The organism is Dyadobacter sp. CY323 (genome assembly GCF_021390245.1).
GTDB lineage: Bacteria > Bacteroidota > Bacteroidia > Cytophagales > Spirosomataceae > Dyadobacter.
Genome location: NZ_JAJUXH010000001.1, coordinates 352567 through 373088, shown reverse-complemented (window position 1 = coordinate 373088; position 20522 = coordinate 352567). Strand labels below are relative to the sequence as shown.

Annotated in this window: 18 protein-coding genes; 6 read left to right on the top strand and 12 right to left on the bottom strand. The window is 45.1% G+C overall.

The genetic code is table 11. The features are described from left to right. Positions 1-15: 15 nt before the first annotated feature. From LZG72_RS01650 to LZG72_RS01615, 8 genes are all read right to left on the bottom strand, one after another. The gene (locus tag LZG72_RS01650) at positions 16-951 is read right to left on the bottom strand and encodes an aldo/keto reductase (protein WP_233866734.1); all 936 of its coding nucleotides are present in this window, start codon (positions 949-951) and stop codon (positions 16-18) included. A gap of 133 nt (positions 952-1084) precedes the next feature. Beyond that, the gene (locus tag LZG72_RS01645; RefSeq protein ID WP_233866731.1) at positions 1085-1510 is read right to left on the bottom strand and encodes a hypothetical protein; all 426 of its coding nucleotides are present in this window, start codon (positions 1508-1510) and stop codon (positions 1085-1087) included. Positions 1511-1580: 70 nt separating this feature from the next. Further along, on the bottom strand, positions 1581-2525 hold the full coding sequence (locus LZG72_RS01640) for a hypothetical protein (protein WP_233866727.1): 945 nt from the start codon (positions 2523-2525) through the stop codon (positions 1581-1583). A gap of 7 nt (positions 2526-2532) precedes the next feature. Next, positions 2533-3243: a hypothetical protein gene (locus LZG72_RS01635; RefSeq protein ID WP_233866725.1), complete on the bottom strand. Its 711-nt coding sequence runs from the start codon at positions 3241-3243 to the stop codon at positions 2533-2535. Between the two features lie 143 nt (positions 3244-3386). Continuing rightward, on the bottom strand, positions 3387-5123 hold the full coding sequence (locus tag LZG72_RS01630) for a PQQ-dependent sugar dehydrogenase (RefSeq protein ID WP_233866723.1): 1737 nt from the start codon (positions 5121-5123) through the stop codon (positions 3387-3389). A gap of 109 nt (positions 5124-5232) precedes the next feature. Further along, positions 5233-5622, bottom strand: a complete 390-nt coding sequence (locus LZG72_RS01625; RefSeq protein WP_233866720.1) for a hypothetical protein — start codon at positions 5620-5622, stop codon at positions 5233-5235. Between the two features lie 256 nt (positions 5623-5878). After that, positions 5879-7759: a RagB/SusD family nutrient uptake outer membrane protein gene (locus tag LZG72_RS01620; RefSeq protein WP_233866718.1), complete on the bottom strand. Its 1881-nt coding sequence runs from the start codon at positions 7757-7759 to the stop codon at positions 5879-5881. 12 nt (positions 7760-7771) lie between these two features. Further along, positions 7772-10927 (bottom strand): TonB-dependent receptor, encoded by a 3156-nt coding sequence (locus tag LZG72_RS01615; protein ID WP_233866717.1) that lies wholly within the window; start codon positions 10925-10927, stop codon positions 7772-7774. Positions 10928-11492: 565 nt separating this feature from the next. Between LZG72_RS01615 and LZG72_RS01610 the strand changes: the two genes are divergently transcribed. The 5 genes from LZG72_RS01610 to LZG72_RS01590 all read left to right on the top strand — a co-directional run bounded on the left by LZG72_RS01610 (position 11493) and on the right by LZG72_RS01590 (position 16094). Next, complete coding sequence (locus LZG72_RS01610; protein WP_233866715.1) at positions 11493-12953, top strand: tail fiber domain-containing protein; 1461 nt, start codon at positions 11493-11495, stop codon at positions 12951-12953. Between the two features lie 70 nt (positions 12954-13023). Next, positions 13024-14676 carry a tail fiber domain-containing protein gene (locus tag LZG72_RS01605; protein ID WP_233866713.1) on the top strand — a complete coding sequence of 551 codons (1653 nt, stop codon included), beginning with the start codon at positions 13024-13026 and terminating at the stop codon, positions 14674-14676. Beyond that, on the top strand, positions 14673-15368 hold the full coding sequence (locus LZG72_RS01600; RefSeq protein WP_233866711.1) for a T9SS type A sorting domain-containing protein: 696 nt from the start codon (positions 14673-14675) through the stop codon (positions 15366-15368). The genes LZG72_RS01605 and LZG72_RS01600 overlap by 4 nt, the downstream gene beginning before the upstream one ends. 202 nt (positions 15369-15570) lie before the next feature. Continuing rightward, positions 15571-15798, top strand: a complete 228-nt coding sequence (locus LZG72_RS01595) for a tail fiber domain-containing protein (RefSeq protein ID WP_233866709.1) — start codon at positions 15571-15573, stop codon at positions 15796-15798. 56 nt (positions 15799-15854) lie between these two features. After that, entirely contained in the window at positions 15855-16094 is a 240-nt protein-coding gene (locus tag LZG72_RS01590; RefSeq protein ID WP_233866707.1) for a hypothetical protein, read from the top strand. Here the strand turns inward: LZG72_RS01590 and LZG72_RS01585 are convergent. From LZG72_RS01585 to LZG72_RS01575, 3 genes are read right to left on the bottom strand one after another with little or no spacing between them, the layout of a single operon-like run. Next, positions 16043-16828, bottom strand: coding sequence for an SDR family NAD(P)-dependent oxidoreductase (locus LZG72_RS01585; RefSeq protein WP_233866704.1), 786 nt, complete (start codon positions 16826-16828; stop codon positions 16043-16045). The genes LZG72_RS01590 and LZG72_RS01585 overlap by 52 nt on opposite strands. Before the next feature lie 5 nt (positions 16829-16833). Then, positions 16834-17694, bottom strand: coding sequence for an esterase family protein (locus tag LZG72_RS01580; RefSeq protein ID WP_233866701.1), 861 nt, complete (start codon positions 17692-17694; stop codon positions 16834-16836). Positions 17695-17742: 48 nt separating this feature from the next. Continuing rightward, on the bottom strand, positions 17743-19122 hold the full coding sequence (locus tag LZG72_RS01575) for a Gfo/Idh/MocA family protein (protein WP_233866697.1): 1380 nt from the start codon (positions 19120-19122) through the stop codon (positions 17743-17745). Positions 19123-19214: 92 nt separating this feature from the next. Between LZG72_RS01575 and LZG72_RS01570 the strand changes: the two genes are divergently transcribed. Further along, positions 19215-19697, top strand: coding sequence for a DinB family protein (locus LZG72_RS01570; RefSeq protein ID WP_233866694.1), 483 nt, complete (start codon positions 19215-19217; stop codon positions 19695-19697). 2 nt (positions 19698-19699) lie between these two features. On the opposite strand, the gene LZG72_RS01565 is transcribed toward LZG72_RS01570, so the two are convergent. Beyond that, positions 19700-20338 carry a DUF1080 domain-containing protein gene (locus tag LZG72_RS01565; protein WP_233866691.1) on the bottom strand — a complete coding sequence of 213 codons (639 nt, stop codon included), beginning with the start codon at positions 20336-20338 and terminating at the stop codon, positions 19700-19702. Positions 20339-20522 lie beyond the last annotated feature (184 nt).

The following is a 20522-nucleotide window of genomic DNA, read 5'->3' as shown; positions in this document are numbered from 1 at the left end:
AACCTATTAGAGAGCTTATATATTTTCGATCCAGCTTATCATTTTCTTACGACCAGCCTCATCCGGTAATTTCCCGATACCCGCCGACAAATTGTCGACCAGATGTTTTACATCCGAAGTCCCGGGAATAACGCAGGTTACTGCTTTGTTGCTGATGATGTATTTGAGGAAAAATTGCGCCCAGGATTTAATGTCATAATCGCTCGCCCACTCGGGCAATTCTTTGCCTTTAATCGCACGAAACAATGCACCTTGTTCGAACGGCTCATTGATAATTACAGCTACATTGTTGTCCCTAGCCGCATCAAGCAAACTTTTCTCCGCATTTCGCGAACGTATCGAGTAGTTAAACTGAACGAAATCCACTGCTTTTGACCGCACAATCTCTTCCAGTCGCGCGTGCGCTGAATCCGTATAATGCGTAATGCCAATATACCGCACCTTTCCTTGTTCTTTCCAGGATTTCAGGGTATTCAAATGCGTTTGCCAATCCTGCAGATTGTGTACCTGCATGAGGTCCATTTTGGTACGCTTCATTTTCCGGAAAGAATCGTTCATCTGATCCATTCCCTGCTGTTTTCCTGTTATCCAGACTTTTGTGGCTAAGAAAAACTTGTCATTTAGTTTCAGTTCGTCGGTCAGGTCGCCAATCGTGCCTTCTGACCGACCATACATTGGCGAGGCATCGATCATTTTGCCACCCAGCTCGTGCATTTTAGTCAGTACATCTTTCAACGGGTTACGTTCAGCAGCGTTTGCTCCGACGTCAAACTGCTGCCAGGAACCCAGGCCGACAACAGGTAACATTTCGCCGGAAGACGGTATTTTTCTTTCTAAAAGCATTGGTTTTGGAGTATTATACGCGAAAGACAGCAACGGACTGAATGCAATTCCGCTCCCCGATGCTACGAGTTTTTTCACCATTTCCCTTCTCGAGAATTCATCTTTCATTATCCTGTCTCTTTTCTGACAAGCTTCAATTTACATAACAAAAATTAAAAATGCTTTGCTGAAACCGTAAAAACAGAAAAGGAGCCAGGACAAATTCCGGACTCCTTTCTCAACTCACACCAAATCTACGATACTATTTTTTTTCAATCGAGACATTCACTTTGTAATCTTCCAGCTTCGGTGACTCGTTCGTGTCGGGGTAAGGAAGTACTTCACTGACACTCAGGACAAAATTTTCACCACCTAATGTAAATGTCTGAAAATCTGTTTTGCGGTCACCTTTAAAAGTCAGGCTCACATCTGTCTGCTCTTTTCCATCCGATACATTGAATTTGATCTGAGCACTTCCCATTTGAACGCAAACTACGTTTTTGGGGCACCGGCTGTCATTTACTTCTCGTAGATCTACTTTAAGATCTTCCCCGGAAGCGGCAACAGTGGTCAACTGGCGGTAGGGTACGCTGGTGGTTTTTAGTTCGACCTGCGGAGTAGCTTCGTCCTTTTTATCGCAGGAAACAGCTGCGAAACAGATCATGGCAAATAGGATTGTTTTTTTCATGGTAGTTGTGTTATAGCTTATACGTAAAAGAAACATTCAGGTGAAAATTGGTTGGCAGCGTTTTCACATTTTATGTGGAAATTTTGATGAAACCCATTGATCCCGCAGGCGTACTTATTGCGAGCAGCACTTTTTCCGTTTTGTTTAAAACCATCCTGTCAATCGCGAAAGGGATTTCGAGGTGGGCTATCTTTTTAAAATGAGCAGCCATATCGTAGATTTCGATTCCGTGCATTCCTTTGTTCAGGATTAGATAGTTGTTCATTATTTCAAATGATCGTGTGGAGGTGTGTATGGTATGAACCGGGGCAAAAGCGTTCATTGTATATTCATAAAATGTAAGATACCCCATTCCAGCTACGATGAGGTATTTTCCGTCTCCGGCAAAATTTATCTGGTAAAGTGGTTTTTGCAGATCATCGATTTTAACACTTTTACCAAATCCATCCACCCTAAAATGTTGCCCGTAAATCTCGCTGTAATTGGTACCGTAAAAGATCAGGTCTTCGCAGGGATGGAGATAAACCTGGCCGAGCGTCTTTCCTTTCGTTTTTATCTTTCCAAATTCCTGCAATGTATTTTCCTGAAACCGATACATGGAAATGGACTTGCTTCCGAACGTAAAAAGTATATTCTGAGCGGTGGAAATGGGTAAAAACTGGGCTACCGGCCCGAGGCGGTTTGCATAATCGAGGTAAGAGATGGAGCCGGCATTGACATCCATCTGATCATACTCCCGCTTGGATAAAAGCCTGAACCCAGAAAATCCCTGGCTGCTAATCTCATCGTACAATGGATCTGGAAGTCTTTTGTCATAAATCCCTCTCATTGAGTAGGCTGCCTCCTCGGTCGGCGCTTTGTATAGTACGTTTTCGGAAAACAGGTCGGTAATGTTAATGCGGGTAATGTGCCATATATCGGAGAGGTAGAATGATGATTCCTTCTCAGAAACCCAGATTGACTTTTCGTATCTGGCAAATGGCAGTGTCGAGGTCTTGATCAGTTCAAGTTTCATAGCCGCATTAAAAGGTACCTTTGGAATACATGTTCGTCCTTTTCAGCAATTCAACTTCGGACCGGAATGCATCGGAATTGTCGTCCTCGTGAATCGTAACCAGGTATTCGGTATGTAAAAAATCTTTCGAAGCTGCAATCTTAAACTGCATACACGGCTCAATCCTCTTCAGATATGTATGATCAGATCCCTCTTCATTTACGCATTCATAAGAAGATATGCGAACATACCTCGACTTGTGGGCAAGTAAACCCAGTTCGTGCGCGGACATTTTATGGAAGCTCGTTTCGAGGGGCTGGGAAAAGAAATCAAGCGTTTTCAGGAGCGAAAATTTTGAGCCATTCTGCTTTCCTGCCCAGCATTCGAACTGGGTCTGTACAATCGCATCCGTTTGATTGATAATGCAGATTGTGAGCGGGTTACCGGTTCCCGGGAGCGGCATCCAAATGTAAAAATGCCTGGCCTTGCTTTGTAAAACAGGCCAGGCTAAAAATAGCAATGGAGTGACCAGTATGGCAAGTCCCGTAGGTTTATCCTCCCAGAGAAACAATGCCAGCAACGTGACAAAACTTAATCCGATCAGGTAGAAAATTCCGGTAGCCCATGCAACGGACCGATCGCCCGTCGGGCTTTCGGTAATGAGGTAATGTGCAATTGACACAAGCAGCAAAGACGCATATATCGCAATTAATCCAAAATAACCGTATGTGACGAGCATGGGATGATATTTGAGAAAACGACTGCCTGATAGTTACACTGCCTGCGTGTAAAATCAGGCAGCAAAACAAGATAGTCTCAGTCTTTCAAATACTCGCTTTCCAGTTATTTGTCGGTTCGCAGCAATTTATAAACGGCACCTGGTCATGGTTTTTTATCAAAATATGCCTTGGTAATCCTCCTGATTTTGCCGTCAGGTTTAGTCATGATATACATTTCCCTGGTAAAACGATCGTATTCGATCCGAACATCTACCCGTTTCGAACCGGACAAGTCTACCAGGTTAACTTCTTTGCCTCCCTGAACAATCGCGAGTTCGTGCATGGTCGAGTCGCTCAGATTTTTGTCTATATTGACATAAAACAATCTGCCGCTCACGATATCCCCGAGTATGTATTTGTTTCTTAAAGCATCGAGTTTACCCTCATACACTGCGCCTCCACTGATTGCACTGCCATCAAAATGATCATATAATGCAAATGGTCTGATGGTTTTTGAAGACTCCGTTTCCGGAAGTTTGTACACATTTTTCAAGTCTTTGGAAGAAATACCGTAATTACCCTCCTGTACATTCCAGCCGTAATCGCCGCCTTTCTCAATCACATTAATCTCCTCAAAATTAGACTCTCCCACTTCCGTACTGAACATTTTCCGTCCATTTGTCATATCCCACGACAACCTGTGCGGATTTCGAAAACCATAAGCATAAATTTCCTTGTAAGTCGCCGGATCGTTTTCATTAACAAATGGATTGTCCGCCGGGATTCCATAATTACCGTTTTTACTATTGTTCCCGAGCGGGTCAATGCGAATGATCGTCCCTAAAAGCGAGGTTATTTTGTAGCAAAGCTCCGGGTGTTTTGCAATCGTGGAGCCACCGTCCCCAGTTCCAACATATAACAAGCCATAATCGGGATCCCCTTTTTTAATATCCGGCACAAACCCGATATCCTGCGTTCCGTGCACCACGCCAGGCACATTAATGCGTAGAAGTTCACGTCTGGATCCTTCAAAAACCGAACTTTTCACATCCTTCATTTTCCATTCAGAAACAACCCATTGCAAGGCCACCTTGATTGAATCAGGAAATTCAAAATCGGCTTTTTTTCCTTTGAAAGACTCAGTATGGGTTATGTAAATCAACCCGTTGTTTAAATAATCGGGATGAAATGCAAAACTGCCCAAACCTGTTCCCAAGCCAGGTTCGTTGATGTAATTTTCGACCACGGGCCTGATATCCAGAAAGGTACTGGCCTTTCCGCCACTAATCTGATAAATTAATCCTCTCTGATCGCTCACGAAAAGAGTTCCGTTTGCAGCAGGATGAGGCCGCATATTGGCAATGCGGGTACGAGGCATTTTGTCACTCGATGCAGGTATTGTAATAACGTCTTCGAGCTCCATCCTGAGTGCGGAACCTTTGATCGGGGCTGCCAGACGCTCCTGTAAATCCGCTACATTATTTGTATTTACATACAAGGGCTTGATGTCATGCAACTTCGTTTCCTGACCGATATAGGCTAAAATGGACTTGATTTCTTCATCTTTAAGGAAATCAAACGGCGGCATGATCATCTTGTAACGGCGGGTCAGGTTAATGGCTCTTTTGTCGCCTTTTTCAATCGCCTGGTTTGGGTTTTTAATAAATGCCAGCAGTTCCTGCTCGGATAGCAGGCTGGTAATCCCGCCAAGCCTGGGCCCGATTTCTTCTTGTTCCAATGCATGGCAGGACACGCAATTCGTCGTAAATAACTGTTTCCCGGCATCTGTTTCTACACTAGCGACAGTAGCGGATTTCGGTGTTTTAGTAGTGCGTGAACAATTGGACAAACTCAAAACGGCAGCCACTAAGGCCAGCGAATAAAACTTAGAGAGGTACATTTAAATTCAGAAATAGTAAGCGTTTAGAAAAGATTAAAGATAGTTTGTAAAGCATAAAAAAAGCCGGAAAATTTTCCGGCTTGATTCACTTGAGGTTGGGTTGTTTTAATTACCCTACGTTATTTCCGTTTTTATCTAGTTTTACCCGGGCGTTTTCTTTTCCGTTCCCGACTTGTAATTCATAGTATTGCGTATTGTTTGGTTCTGTTACCAAAAACGCTTTTTTGACGGTCCAGCCCGAAAATTCTTCGCCTTTAATGGTTTTCTTAATTCCTTCCGGCAAGTCTTCTGGTTTCACTACAACCTTATCTTCTTTTGAAGCTTTTTGCGCAACTACTGGTTTTTCAGTGGTCGCCGCTTCGGTAGCAGTCGTCGCCGCTTCTTGTGTTGTTACCGCCTCTTGTTGGGTCGGCTGCGTTGCCTGCTGAGTGGTTTGAGCCTGAACAGAGGCGAAAGAGATAAGTGTTAAGGCAAATGCCGATACTATTAGCTTTTTCATGATCTTTCGTTTTTTAGACAATTGATTTTCATTTGTTCGTGCATCTGCACTGTTGCCTGAATTGTTAACAGGATTGTACCAACATATCTAAGTAACTAAAAATCAACAACTTAAAAAAAGTCTATCATATTAGTAGTGTTTACTCTACTCCCCGATTTGTAGGATTTTGGGTCAGTTTTCATTTAATTTAAAGTATATAAAAAACAAGAGAACCGCACCTTCCGAGGCGCGGTTCTCTTGTTTTTACCATTAAAACTTACTTATCGTAACCTGGGTTCTGAACCAGTTTTGCATTCCGGTTGATTTCATCTCTGCTGAAAGGACGGAAATACATTTTGTCTACCCAAGTCCGGTTTTCGTGCGATTTTTCTTCTATCGGAGTATAAGTATAATCGTACACCGTCGGATCATAATGATATGGTTCCTTCATTGATTTACCCGGTTTGAACTTACCGATCACCGTAATGTATTGCAATGGTCTTCCCAATGTGGTCGGAGCGATCATCCAGCGACGGGCATCGTGGTAACGTTGCTCCTCGTAAGCCATCTCGATACGTTTTTCGTGGCGATATGCTTCTTTCAAAGCCGCACCGGTTACTTTCAAAGCAGGCATACCGGCACGGAAACGGATCTTGTTAAGCCACTCCAGTGCAATTGCATCCTGGCCCAGTTCAATGCTCGCCTCAATGTAGTTGAATACATTCTCGGTCACACGGAAAAATGGCCATGGAATATTCTGGCGGTCCGTATTATCATACAATGCAGGGTTTGGGTCAATGAACTTACGCATGTAATAACCGGTACGGCTACCATTCCAGTCTTCGATCGAGCTGCTGCGGGTATCGAGTCCTTTACGGTTCACTAATGCGCCTTTGTCATCCAAAAGATCGTAAGAACCTGTCTGAATTTGATTTGCAGGATCTTTTGCATCGGAAGGACGTGGTTTCCAGGGCGCGCCGTCGTACATGACCGTAGCGTAGAAACGCGGATCACGGTTTACATACGGAGCTGCTTTATGAGTTGGATTGGTCCAGGCGAACTTCGTTCCGTCCATCATTTCATAGTCGTCAACCAGCAATCCGATCGGCGTATTTCCAGCCCAGTTGTGGTATCCGTTCGGGCCATTGTTCAAACCTGCCTGACGGGCAGCTTCGTTTAAGCTTGGCGTAAAATAACGACCGAAAATGATTTCACTCGCAGCAGAAGCGTCCAGTGTTTTATCACCACTCGCACCGCCCATTGCAATCGAAGTGTAGTTGATCTTACCTTGTTCAGCCGATACCGGCGCGGTCAGGTTCAGTTTATAACCGCCGTCCGTAGCATCCAGGGCCGCCTTTGCAGCAACCTGAGCTATTTGCCAGCGCGCTTTGCGATCACCGGAAACGTAACCCAGAAATTCCGGGTTTGGATAGCCCGAGATCACACTCGATTTCGCTTTTGCTGTCGGAATATCATGCAGATCGCTCGCAGCATATAAAAGCACCCGTGATTTCAATGCCAGTGCAGCTGCTTCGCTCGCACGTCCTTTTGCAATGGTTTTACCTTTTAACAGTAAGGCTGCACTATCGCAGTCAACAACAATGCGGTTGATACATTCCTCATACGTGTTGCGCGTCACGGAATAATCTTCGTTCAGATTATAGACCTTTGTGATAATCGGCACAGAACCGTAGTAGCGAACCAATTGCTGATAGTAATACGCGCGCAGGAAATAAGCTTCTCCCATCAAACGGGCCCTCAAAGTCTCATCTGTGAACGTCGCAACTGGCAGATTGGCAATTGCCTGGTTTGCAGCCCGGATCCGGGTAAACATGGGTCCCCAGCCATAGGTATCATCCACCCATCCCAGGTTGGAAGGGCTCAAACTTCCCTCATTGACTGTATTAATGTTCCGGCCCGTGTGGGTAAATACTGCTTCGTCGCTCAACGACGCAAGCATTTGCTCGCCCAAACCACCTTGCTGAAGACCGGCGTAAATGCCTGTTACAAAACCCTCAGCCAACGCTCCTTCTTTCCATACTTCTTCTGTTGGAATTTCAGTCGGAGGAATTACATCCAGAAATTCCGTATCGCATGCCACCAGTCCGATCGAACCTAGTGATGCAAAAAATATCCAATATTTATATTTCAGTTTCATTTTTGTTAATCCTTAAAAAGTTACACGTACACCTGCGTTTAGCACTCTCGATTGCGGATAATATTGTCCGTTGGAATTAGTCGCTTCCGGATCCCAGATTTTTATCTTATCAATAGTGAACAGGTTAAGTCCATTTACATACACCCTCAGATTGCCTAAACCAACTTTGCTGCCGATTTCCGATGGTAGGTTGTAGCCTAGCTCGATGTTTTTCAGACGCAGGTAATTGTTGCTTCTCAAATAATAGGTATTAGCACCAGCGTTGTCGAAATTGGTATAGTATGTGTTATTTCTATTGGCAAGCCTTGGTTCGGTAGAACTTGGATTGTCAATCGTCCAGCGATGATCGTAAGCATATTTCAGGTAGTTACCAATGTCACCTGATTCTGTCTGACCGATGTATTGAAGACCTCCCAAAGTACCCTGAAACAGAATCGACAAATCAAACGCTTTGTAGCCCAGGTTAATTGCAGCACCTCCGGTAAACTGAGGACGGTTTGTTTTCTCCGATCTCTTTTTATCATCCGCTGTAATTTTTTTATCTCCATTCAAATCCTTAAACTTCATATCACCCGGACGGATTGTACCGGTAATTCCACTGTAATCCAATGGATTAGCATCCACCTCGGCCTGATCTCTGAACACGCCATCATACTGGTAAGCAAGGAATGAGTTGTAAGGCATACCGGTTGTACGCTGATAAGCAGGTGCTCCCGGTGTTTCATCCCAATATTTGATCTGGTTTTTGGCATACCCTCCATTCAAGCTCACGGAATAGGTGAAATCGTCCGAGCTTCCATCGTAGCTCACTTTAAACTCCCATCCTTTGTTTTGCAGCTTACCCAGGTTTTGTGGTGGAAGTTTTCCGTCGATACCTGCACTGGAAGGTGTAGAACCTGCTTTCGGGATCAGGATGTTCGAACGGTTATTGACAAAGTAATCAAATTCAAATGCGATCTTGTCATGGAACAAAGTACCTTCAATACCGAAGTTCATGTTGTTCGCCACCTCCCAGGTGAAATTCTCATTGACCACACGGGTTTCAAGCAACGTCTTCGCAACCTGATCGTTTATCACATAAGATCCAAAGGCCATTGTTGACAGATACTGGTATTCAGCAAGATTTTCTGTTCCAAGGAAATAAGGCTCAGCACCCATTTGTCCCCATGAACCACGGACCTTCACATTGTTCATGAAGTTGATGTTGTTTTTCCAGAAATCCTCTTCTGAAACTCTCCATCCCGCCGATACTCCCGGAAAGAAACCAAAACGGCCGTCTTTTGGAAATACATAAGAACCGTCTACACGCCAAAGGAATTCAGCCAGGTATTTTTCTTTGTAATTATAACCGGCACGACCGAAATAACTCAAACGCGCACGGCTGAAAAGATCGAAGTTGTCGATGTTCTGCTCAGGATTACCCCCTGCAAAAAGCTGGTCAACAACTGGCGAGATGAAATATCTGCGGAATGCAAAGAACCCGTCCGCATCCACTTTTTCACGCTGTATACCAGCCATCACATTGAAATTGTGGGAGTTGATGCTCTTTTCATACGAAACCTGACCGGTTAACTGGATCGAAAGTTCCTGTGAAGCATTTTCCTGCAGACGGGGATCGCTGAATGTCGAGCGAACCGTACCAGTGAGGAATGGGCTTGTACCATCTGCTTCGTAAGTCTTTTTATCCCAGAAATACAGTGTCCAGGGTTTCTGAAATGATTTCTGACGACGTAATTGTTTATCGATCGCCGCCATAGCAGTCACTTTCAGGCCTTCCACACCCGGGATAAGAATTTCAAGAGACCCGTTTGTTTGGATATAATCTCTTTTATCGTGATTATAACCTGTTGTGTTGGTGGTAATTACCGCCGGGTTCTGACCGTTTTCGATGTCAGGACCAGGACGACCATCCGGCCAGATCGCGATCTCAGTCGGCTTTCCACGCATCAACATCCGGAAAATATCACCCGCACCACCGCCATTCGGGAAACGACGGAATTCTTCGCGAAGAGTCAGACCCAGGTTAGCACTCACATACTTGTTGATCTTCGTATCCAGATTAAGACGCATATCATACTGCTTGTAACCTGTCGCAGAATTCACATAGTTACCTTCCTGATTGATATGGCCTAATGAAGCAAGGTATTTGATGTTGTCACTACCGCCGGTCAATTGCAGGTTATGGCGTTGCTGCGGAGACCATTTTCGTATCACACTGCCATACCAGTCGGTATTGGGGTGGATCAAAGGATCCGTTCCGTCCCGAAATTTCTGAATGTCGGTCGGGGTAAAAACCGCATTCAATACATTACCATTGTCTTTTCTGGTATAGGTTCCATTGGTATTAAAACCTTGAAGAGCACCTTGCCACTCGCCCACGGCCAGGTTATCATAAATCTGCAATTCGTTACGGATCGTGGCATATTCCGCTGCATTTGACATCGTCGGTGTACGGGTCGGTTGTCCCATACCCATATTAAAGTCATAGGACAATTGAGGCTTTCCGGTTTTACCTCTTTTTGTTGTGATCAAAATAACCCCGTTACCTGCGCGTGAACCATAGATCGCAGCAGCAGCATCTTTCAATACCGAAACGCTTTCAATGTCCGCTGGATTCAAACGGTCCAAACCTCCGCTACGGTTGGGAACACCGTCCACAACGATCAGCGCATTGCTGTTACCCAGCGAGTTAGTTCCCCGGATACGGATTGCAGAACCGTCGTAACCAGGTTCGCCGCTCGCCTGCACCGCAGATACACCCGGCAGACGCCCGCTCAAAGTGTTGGAAAGGTTCGTGGCAGGTGCTTTTTGAAGTTCGCCGCCTTTTACAGCCGTTACTGAACCTGTTAAAGTCGCTTTCTTCGCCGTACCATAACCCACAACAACGACTTCCTCAAGTGCCTTTGTATCGCTAAGCAGCTTTACATCCAGGCTGGTTTTATTCCCCAATGGGATCTCCTGCGTGATATAGCCGATGTATGAAAATACAATTGTTGCCGCACCTGGCGCATTCACCGTATAATTACCTTCCAGGTCAGTCACAGTACCCACCGACGTCCCTTTCACCACCACACTTACCCCCGGTAACCCTTGTCCCTGGTCGTCGTTCACTTTCCCTTTTACTGTGACATCCTGAGCGGACGCAGCAGTTATGACCAGTAAGGCCATGAAAAGAGAATGAAAACACCGGATTAGACTCCGACCCCTTCTTCTGCTAGAAATTCTCATAGATTAAAGTATAGATTGTAGATAAAAAAAATAATTAAACTTGGTATAAATGAACTGCTTGTAATTACGCTTCTGTTTCCGGCATCCCACCTTTACGTGTCTTTTTTACACATTTAATTTTGGCCAAAATTTTTTACATCCAGTTGCCAAATGGCACAAGGATACCTGTCTTGATCCTGAAAATTAGAGGGGGATTAAAGCTGCATTTTCTTGTACTAAACCTAAAAAAACGCGCGGTTACCAGGTAGGGGTACGCTGATGTGACCGCCTGTACAAAAAGATATGAAATTATTTACATAAACAAGCATTCCAGCTTTCCTTCTATGTTTTCTTAGAAAATAACCATGAGTTACATAACGTATAGTAGCCATAGTGTGTATTAATTAATCCGTTTTTAATCCGCTTTTTCACCTTTCGTTCACTCTTTGCCCGCCGAGAAATAATCGCTTTCGGCCCCATGTAAATCGGTAACCTATTTTTAGCTGAAACAAAAAACAGCTCAATTATGAAAAGGTTACTCCTCCTCTCTCTGTTGCTCCTTCATGTAGTGCAACTTTCGGCTCAGGCGCCACACCAATTTAGTTTTCAGGGCGTAGCACGAGACGCAGCCGGTAAAACCATTGCAAACACGGCGGTATCAATCCGCCTCACTATCCACGAGGGATCTCCCGGCGGTGCAAATGTCTATCAGGAAACCCACAAACCGCAAACCTCAAATGGCGGCATTTTCACCGTTTCGGTGGGTGCTGGCAGTAATCAAATGAATACTTTCGCCAACATTAAATGGTCAGCTGGTAGCTACTTCCTGCAAGTTGAAATGGACGCAGCAGGTGGAAGTAACTATATCGATCTTGGAGCAACGCAGCTTTTAAGCGTGCCATACGCATTGCATGCGGGGCAGGCTGATAAATGGAAGGATGGCGATCCGGTAGTGCAAACGGGAAAAGATAATCAGGGAGGAGTCCTGCAAGCAATTTCTAAGAATACAAACAATATGATATGGTATCCTAGAAAGGGTGCTTTCAGAGCTGGGTACGTAGGAGCCGGAGAGGATTGGGACGAGAGCGCAATGGGCTACCAGTCGGTCGCATTTGGTGTTAACACAAGAGCGAAAGGAGATATATCGAGCGCGTTTGGAATTGATACAAAAGCCGTTGGGGCTGCATCTTTTGCAGCTGGATATAACACAGTAGCAAAAGGTGAAGGCTCCTTTGTGGTAGGCCTTAATAACGATATTACGGATATTCCGAACACTGGCCAAATGCGCATTTTTCAGATAGGTGCGGGTAGCGTGATCGATAACATTCGGGCTAATGCGATGACAGTCTTGGGTAACGGAAATGTTGGAATCGGCAAAAATGTAGTGGAACCCAAATACATTCTCGACATAGGAGCACGTCCAAGAATACGTCACAATCCGGCGTCTCCAAATGGAACTACCGCAGGAATTTTCTTTGATGATTCCAATGGGAGCCCGGAAGGTTTTGTAGGGATGAAAACCAACACAGAGATTGGCTTTTACCATACAGACAAATGGACATTTTGGATTGATAATCAAGGTAGCGCACATGTAATCAATGGAGTTTTGACAACCTCCGACCGCCGCCTCAAACGCAACTTCGCTTCCCTAAGCAACAGCCTCCCCAAACTCACTGACCTGAATGGTTACCATTATTTCTGGAAAGACAGCACGTTGGACCAAACACTTCAAACCGGATTGATCGCGCAGGAAGTGGAGACGCATTTTCCTGAGCTGGTAAAAACGGATGATAAGGGTTTTAAGTCGGTGAATTATACCGGGCTGATCCCGCATTTGATTGAGTCGGTGAAGGAACTTGACAAAAAATACCAGCAAGTCACTGCGGAGAATGATGCGCTGAAAACTGCATTAAAGCGCTTGGAAAAGCTGGAAACCGCGATCAACAGACTGACCAGCAATTCAGTACTCGAAACATCTTCTAAATAGCCAATCTAAAACTCCATTTGCATCAAAATCCAAATCAATTTTTAACAATAAAATCAGTTCAAAAAATACAATGAAAACAACGATAACCCTCCTGTTGGTATTTCTACTGGCAATCGGACTACACGCACAAGCCCCACAAGCATTCGACTTCCAGGGAGTCGCCAGAAATGCTACGGGAGAAGTAATTTCGAATACTAAGATTTCGCTGAGGCTAACGATTCGATCAGTCACTGCGCTTGGCCCAATCCATTATAGGGAAACGCATGAACCCATCACCTCATCGTCTGGAATTTTTACAGTTGCATGTGGCAGCGGAGCTGTTTCAGACGGTGTCTTCAAGGATATGGAGTGGAAAGCCGACTTGAAATATTTCCTCCAAGTTGAAGTTGATGTTACCGGCGGAAGTAATTATACGAATCTTGGGGCAACTCAAATTCTGAGTGTTCCGTATGCATTACATGCTGCTGAGGCATCAGAGGCCTACCATGCTAAAGAAGCCAATCGTTGGATAAACTATGACCCTATCGTGCAGACGGGGGTTCTAGGCGGAGGAGATTTTTTGGATCCATTAGTTGACCATGTTGCCATGATATGGTATCCAAGAAAGGCTGCTTTCCGTGCTGGCAGCATTTCAAATGATCAATGGGACGATCATAATATAGGAAGAAGTTCAATTGCAATGGGTGAAGATACGAGGGCGTATGGTGAAACATCGATAGCGCTGGGATCAAGTTCATCTGCCACTGGTGACCGAGCCGTCTCAATCGGAACGACAAACTCTGCCTCTGGCGCAAGTTCAACGGCATTAGGGTATGTAAATTACAGTGTTGGTGCTCATTCTTTTGTATTGGGTTCAGGCAACTGGGTATACGCTTACGAATCAATGGCAATGGGATCTTATAATGACATTGCCGACAAGCCAGATCCTAAAAGTCCAGCATCTGCCGACCGCCTTTTTCAAATCGGAAATGGATCATCAAACGACAACCGCTCCAATGCTGTTACAATACTAAGGAACGGCAACTTCGGAATAGGATCAATAGTTTTGGAACCTAAATATATACTCGATATTGGCGGTCGTCCACGAATTCGTTACAATCCAAACTCCGCGAACGGAACTTCTGCAGGCATTTTCTTAGATAACTCGAAAGGTTTGCCAGAAACATTTATCGGAATGAAGGCAGATAATGAGATTGGCTTTTTCAACAAAGACAAATGGCTTTTTTGGGTAGATGATAATGGCAATGCAACAATCTCAGGCTCCAACTACAACACCTCCGACCTCCGCCTCAAACGCAACTTCGCTTCCCTAAGCAACAGCCTCGCCAAACTCACTGACCTGAATGGTTACCATTATTTCTGGAAAGACAGCACGTTGGACCAAACACTTCAAACCGGGTTGATCGCGCAGGAAGTGGAGACGCATTTTCCTGAGCTGGTAAAAACGGATGATAAGGGTTTTAAGTCGGTGAATTATACCGGGCTGATCCCGCATTTGATTGAGTCGGTGAAGGAGTTGAAAGCTTCGGTGGAGTATCTAAAAAATTTGAATACTTCCATGAAAGCGCAAAACGAAGCTTTAAAGGCGCAGGCGGGTGAAATTGAAGGCATTCGAAAAGAGCTCAATACACTTTTGAATGCTGCCAAACTTTCGGCAGATACAGCCCCATTAAATGTAAGAGCCGATACGAATTCTTCTAAAGCAAACTCCACAGAAAAATGAAACCACTTTCAATATCACTATTTCTGTCCCTGATATTAACAGCGCACGTCTCCTTCCCACAAACAATCTCTCCTTCGGGTATTTACGGAGCAGCCAATAATGCCACGGTCGGAAACCTGAGCGTCAACTGGGTCATCGGTACGCTCACTCCCACTAGTATATCAGCACTGCCGGTCAAACTGATTAGTTTCAAAGCACATCTGACCAGTGCCGGAAATGCGCAGCTTAACTGGAAGACGGTTCAGGAGGTCAGCAATAAAGGTTTCGAAATCCAGAAGTCTGTCGATGGAAAATTTTTCGATGCTATTGGCTGGGTCGATGGCGGTAATCAGGAGACTGAGAAAGATTATCAATTTACAGATTCGGAATTGACGACCACGAGCTACTACCGTCTAAAACAAGTCGACTTCGACGAGAAATTTACATTGAGCAGAATCGTCTCGGTCGTTCCTGAAAATGAAAATCTGGATCGATTTGTCGCATTTCCAAATCCCACGCCGAATGGAAAGGTCGAAGTGAGATTACCCGATCGCATTTCCTCATTGGAACTAGTCGACATAAATGGCACAACCATTATGACACAACGAGATCCGGCAACCAAGCAAGATATTGTCCTGCCAAGAACTGGTTTGCATCTGCTGCGGATAAAAGGGGTAGTTGGAGAGAGGACAATTAAGATAATTCGGAACTAACTGATTTAGCCACGAAATTTTCCCTTGCAATTATACTGTCAGTTACCTTTTGCTTCGCCTACTGTCAAGCTCCAAAACAATTCAGCTTTCAAGGAATTGCCTGAAATGCGACTGGTAATGTCATAATGAGAATTCCTCAAACGGTAAAACTGCCGGCCTATTTTTTAACGATTCTCAGCAACAGCCAAACGCATTCGCAGGTATGAAAGCAGATGATCAGGTTGGAATCTTCATCGGCAATAATTGGAGATTCTGGGTTAACTCTGCTGGTCAAGGCCTCTTTCATGGAGCTTTAATACAAACTTCCGACCGCCGCTTGAAACGCGACTTTAAAACTTTAGATAACAGCCTAACTAAAATCAGTAATGCCAAAGGTTACAACGATTACTTGAAGATCCTAAGACGGACCAGTCGCTGCAAACCGGGGTAATTGCGCAGAAGATTGAAGCCATTTTCCCGGAATTGGCGCATACTGACAAAGACGGAATGAAGTCCGTGAATTATTCCGGCTTCATTCCGCATTTGATTGAATCGGCAAAAACGCTGAAACTGGAAAATGAGGAATTAAAGAAGTCAGTTAAACAGCTCGAAAAGCTTAAAGCAAGCATTAACGAACTGATCGAAAATAACAAAGCAATGTTGGGAAAAACTGAAAATAACAGCCAGGTAACTTCTCACCTGGCTGTCCAGCCGCCATCAACCGTAAGTATCGAGCCGACCATATAACTCGCCGCATCGCTCGCGAGGAAAATGGCAGCTCCCTGGATTTCCCGCAGATGGCCCCAGCGCTTTAATGCCGTCGCGCCGAGAATGATATCTTTTGCTTCTTCGCTTTCGGCGATCGGGATGTTCATTTCAGTTAAAAAAGGACCCGGGCAAATGGCATTCACCATAATATTAAAAGGTGCCAGTTCCAATGCAAGAGCCCTGGTCATTTGGACTACCGCTCCTTTACTTGCCGTGTAAGGTGTCCGGTTTGCAAGCCCGACTAAACCTAATGTACTGGCCAGATTGATGATCCGGCCATGTTTTTGGGTTTTCATATACGGTGTAACGGCACGCGACGAAAGCCACGTGCCACTTACATTTACTTCCATTACTTTATTGAAATCAGAGGGATCCAGCTCGTCAATAGGTCCGCGGATGTTGATTCCTGCGCTGTTAATGAGAATGTCGATTTGTCCCAGATTTTCAACTGCAAATCTGGCCATTGCCTCGGTATCCTCTTTCTTCGTAATGTCAGCGGCATAAGATAAGACACGGGTACCAAACGAAATGCAAAGTTCCGCCGCGCTCCTTTCCCCTTCCAGGGCGTTCCGGTTCACCAGCAAAATGTTGGCCCCCGCCGAAGCCAGCCCGGCGGCCATGGCCAGACCCAGGCCTTTTGAGCCACCCGTAACGATCGCCACTTTTCCGGTGAGATCAAACTGTTTTATCCCCGGCAAAATATCCTGAATCATACCCCTCAATACTGATGAAATGCCTGAGAAACAAAACTTAACACATTGGGAAGTGACTCCCGCCAGTAGGTCCAGTTATGTGCCCCTTCTCGGATGCGGAATTCGTGCGGAATCTCCTTCTTCCGCAATGCAATGTGAACCAGACTGTTACCTTCATAAAGAAAATCGTCATCCCCGCAGTCAATAAACCAGCGAATGGCTTTCTTATTTGCATCGGGCATGTTATTGATCAATGCGAGTGCACTATGCCGGTTATAGTAGTTCGTAACAGTAGAATCGTGAACAGTAGGATTGGTGCGGATTAGGTTCTTTTTGGCGTCTTCGATGGTAATGGGACCAGTGGAAGCACTCAGCGGACAAGCTGACGAGAAAAGTTCAGGATGGTGGAGCGCATACATGAAAGTACCGCCGCCCCCCATAGAAAGCCCCGCCACTGCACGGTACCGCTTTTCACCTTTAATGCGGTACTTTTTCTCCACATAAGGCATTAACTCCTGAAAAAAGAAATCTTCATAAGGCCAGTCGCCTTTTACATCGTTGAAATAACCCCTCCTTCCCGTGTCTGCATCCGGCATTACAATAATCATCGGCGTTGCGCTGCCGTCACGTATCGCCTTATCGGTGATATTCAGAACTTCGCCGAATTGTACCCAGCCGGTATGATTATCGCCCGCGCCATGCAAAAGGTAAAGTACCGGATAGCTTCTCTCGGAAGTAGCGTAATCGGGCGGAAGATATATCGCAAATTTTCTTTCGGATTTCAGCAGCTTCGATGGGAGCGACAGGTTATCCAGAACTTTTCCTGTCTGGGCGAAAGTCGTTACAATGGAGAAAGCGAATGCAATCGTCAGGTTAATGTACTTCATGTGATGCGGTTGTATTTGAAAGTGATTCGGGGACATGTTATCAAGGACTTACTTTTTCTTCATCTTCATGGCAACGGGATCCCAATGGACGATTTTCTTGCTGAAATAGCTTTCGTTGCAAGCCAGTACCGGCGCAGCGGCGCGGAAGCCGAATACGGGATCTTCAATCGTACCCACATTTCCTTTTCTTACATTTTCGAAAAAATCGCGGAAATGGTTCGCGTGAGGATCATCACCTTTTGGTGCTTCAAATTTCAGTTCCTTTATTGGATCCGCTTTTCGCGTATCTTCCGGATACTGCGCATCGTACTGCCTTTTAAATTCCTTTTGTTCCGCTTCCGAAAAGGTGTTATAACTATCGTATCCCCCAAAACCCGGTGCCTTTGGAAGCTTCTTTTGATTGAGGATCAAATTACTGTTTGTGAAAACGATCTGTCCTTCTGTACCGACGATCCGGGTGTTGTTTTCGATAGATCCCGCATTGGCAAAATTGACCCGCAGAACCATTTGGAAATTGGTATGCACATCCGTTTTGGGGTAATCCAAAATGGAGACCAGAACGTCGGGCACATCGCGGCCGTCTTTCCAGTAACTCAGCTCGCCGGAAGAAAGTATACGTTCGGGGCCCAGTGAATTGGTCACAAAATGCACTCCGGTGATCAAATGCACAAATAAATCGCCTGCAACGCCGGTGCCGTAGTCGCGGTAATTGCGCCAGCGGAAAAAACGTTTTGCATCGAATGGTACTTTCGGGGCGTCACCCAGATACGTTTCCCAATCGACAGTTTGAGGAGATGCATCGGTCGGAATCGAATAATTCCAGGCGCCGATTGCATTAAAACGATCGTAATTGGATTCGACAAAATTAATATCGCCAATGTCGCCTGCCTGCACCATTCGTTTCGCCTCTTTGTAGGCAGCAGAACTGATCGACTGGCTCCCGACCTGCATGGTTTTACCTGACTTTTTCCATGCATCAATCACAGAAAGTCCCTCGTCGATGTGATGTACCATTGGTTTTTCGCAGTACACATTTTTTCCGGCTTTGAGCGACGCTTTGGTAATGTGATCGTGCCAGTGATCCGGTGTGACTATCAAAACCGCGTCAATATCCTTGCGGTCAATGATCTGACGGTAATCTCTTGTCGTGGAAACCTCCTTTCCAAACAGTTCTTTCACCCGTGTCAGTCGCCCGTCATACAAATCCGCGGCAGCTACGAATTCTAAGTCCGGCGAACTTCGCAATGCGGCACGCGTATCCTGATGTCCCTGGATCCCCATGCCGATCGTCGCAAAACGGATCTTGTCATTGGGACTGATTTTTTTAAGATCTTTTATAATATTGAATGGCTTTGCGATACTTTCTGTTGCCAGAAAAGCAGATGCCGCAGTCACATTTTTGAGAAACTTCCGACGCGTACGATGCATAGTTCAATCAGAAAAAGGTTAGAATGGGATGATTTCACTAAAATAAACAATTAAAAATCTTTTGATTCGCGTACCTAAATTATTGATGCTTAATGGAAAAAGACCAACGAAAAAAACTTGTCGACGAGCTTATTTCACTTACTATAAATGGCCATGCACATGTAACTTTTGAAGATGCGGTTGCAGATCTACCGGCCAACCTTCGCGGTAAAACACCTGAGAATTTGCCTTACAGCATTTGGCAACTGGTTGACCATTTGAGAATTGCCCAAAAAGACATTGTCGACTTTTCCACTTCTGATGATTACCATGAGTTAAAATGGCCGGATGATTACTGGTCAGATCCCGTTACGGAAGTTGATGATGAAACGTGGGAAAGATCTCTGGAACAAATTCAACAAGACCGGAAACGATTTTTCGAACTTTTAAAAGATGAAAACAACGACCTGACAAAACCCTTTCCCTGGGGCAGCGGCCAGACGCTTTTGAGGGAAGCATTACTTATTGCCGACCACAATGCCTATCATACCGCCGAAATCGTTGTGATCCGAAGACTGCTCAAAAGCTGGCGTTAACCTCAGAGTTCTTGAATGTAAATGTCTTTATAATATACTTTCGCCTTCCCGCCGCCATGTATCTGCAGGCCGATAATGCCTTTTTGCGGAATGGATTTGTCCGGTTCGGTGTAATCAACCGTTTGCTTTCCATTTAAAAACAATTGAATGCGCCCATTCTCACTTCGAACTTCGTAGTCGTTCCAGTCATTCGTTTTCAGGATTTTATGGACCGTCGCTGAATCGGGAGCCGCCAGCGTTTTGTTTCTTCTTGATTCATCATATAAGCTCGCCCAGTATTTATCCCCAAGATCTGCCTGATAGCCGACCATCTCATAAGCAGGATCTTTTGCACGTATGCTATGGAATTGCACACCTGTGTTAATGAACCCTTCGCTGCCGGTTAGCTTGAACTTTACTTTAAGAATAAAATTCGAATAAGTCTTTTTTGTACACAGAAAATCATTGTGCGGCACTGTTTCCTGCAGCGAGCCTCCTGCCAGCGCACCATCCTCGATCTTCCAGGTTTTTACCGTATCCCCTTCCCATCCATTAAAAGATCTGCCGTCGAAAAGTGATACCCGTTTTTGGAATGGCACAACCGTAAAGCCGGTAAGAAGCAAAATCCCTGCGAGCAGAAAGTGAATCGTTGATTTGAGCATGATGGTCCGTTCTCGTTTTGGAATTGTCGGAAATGATCTGCGAGTAAAAGCGAATATTCAACTGTCTTTACTTAATCGCGATTTAAACACGATACGCGGCAGTAACCGACATTTACTTTGCATGAATATCCCTATTTTTACGACGGATGAAGGTTTGCTAAAGATTTTACCAAAAACGCTGAGG

Excerpts from the sequence above, each read along its gene's own strand:
- LZG72_RS01650 (WP_233866734.1), bottom strand. The coding sequence starts at position 951 with ATGAAAGATGAATTCTCGAGAAGGGAAATGGTGAAAAAACTCGTAGCA.
- LZG72_RS01645 (WP_233866731.1), bottom strand. The coding sequence starts at position 1,510 with ATGAAAAAAACAATCCTATTTGCCATGATCTGTTTCGCAGCTGTTTCC.
- LZG72_RS01640 (WP_233866727.1), bottom strand. The coding sequence starts at position 2,525 with ATGAAACTTGAACTGATCAAGACCTCGACACTGCCATTTGCCAGATAC.
- LZG72_RS01635 (WP_233866725.1), bottom strand. The coding sequence starts at position 3,243 with ATGCTCGTCACATACGGTTATTTTGGATTAATTGCGATATATGCGTCT.
- LZG72_RS01630 (WP_233866723.1), bottom strand. The coding sequence starts at position 5,123 with ATGTACCTCTCTAAGTTTTATTCGCTGGCCTTAGTGGCTGCCGTTTTG.
- LZG72_RS01625 (WP_233866720.1), bottom strand. The coding sequence starts at position 5,622 with ATGAAAAAGCTAATAGTATCGGCATTTGCCTTAACACTTATCTCTTTC.
- LZG72_RS01620 (WP_233866718.1), bottom strand. The coding sequence starts at position 7,759 with ATGAAACTGAAATATAAATATTGGATATTTTTTGCATCACTAGGTTCG.
- LZG72_RS01615 (WP_233866717.1), bottom strand. The coding sequence starts at position 10,927 with ATGGCCTTACTGGTCATAACTGCTGCGTCCGCTCAGGATGTCACAGTA.
- LZG72_RS01610 (WP_233866715.1), top strand. The coding sequence starts at position 11,493 with ATGAAAAGGTTACTCCTCCTCTCTCTGTTGCTCCTTCATGTAGTGCAA.
- LZG72_RS01605 (WP_233866713.1), top strand. The coding sequence starts at position 13,024 with ATGAAAACAACGATAACCCTCCTGTTGGTATTTCTACTGGCAATCGGA.
- LZG72_RS01600 (WP_233866711.1), top strand. The coding sequence starts at position 14,673 with ATGAAACCACTTTCAATATCACTATTTCTGTCCCTGATATTAACAGCG.
- LZG72_RS01595 (WP_233866709.1), top strand. The coding sequence starts at position 15,571 with ATGAAAGCAGATGATCAGGTTGGAATCTTCATCGGCAATAATTGGAGA.
- LZG72_RS01590 (WP_233866707.1), top strand. The coding sequence starts at position 15,855 with ATGAAGTCCGTGAATTATTCCGGCTTCATTCCGCATTTGATTGAATCG.
- LZG72_RS01585 (WP_233866704.1), bottom strand. The coding sequence starts at position 16,828 with ATGATTCAGGATATTTTGCCGGGGATAAAACAGTTTGATCTCACCGGA.
- LZG72_RS01580 (WP_233866701.1), bottom strand. The coding sequence starts at position 17,694 with ATGAAGTACATTAACCTGACGATTGCATTCGCTTTCTCCATTGTAACG.
- LZG72_RS01575 (WP_233866697.1), bottom strand. The coding sequence starts at position 19,122 with ATGCATCGTACGCGTCGGAAGTTTCTCAAAAATGTGACTGCGGCATCT.
- LZG72_RS01570 (WP_233866694.1), top strand. The coding sequence starts at position 19,215 with ATGGAAAAAGACCAACGAAAAAAACTTGTCGACGAGCTTATTTCACTT.
- LZG72_RS01565 (WP_233866691.1), bottom strand. The coding sequence starts at position 20,338 with ATGCTCAAATCAACGATTCACTTTCTGCTCGCAGGGATTTTGCTTCTT.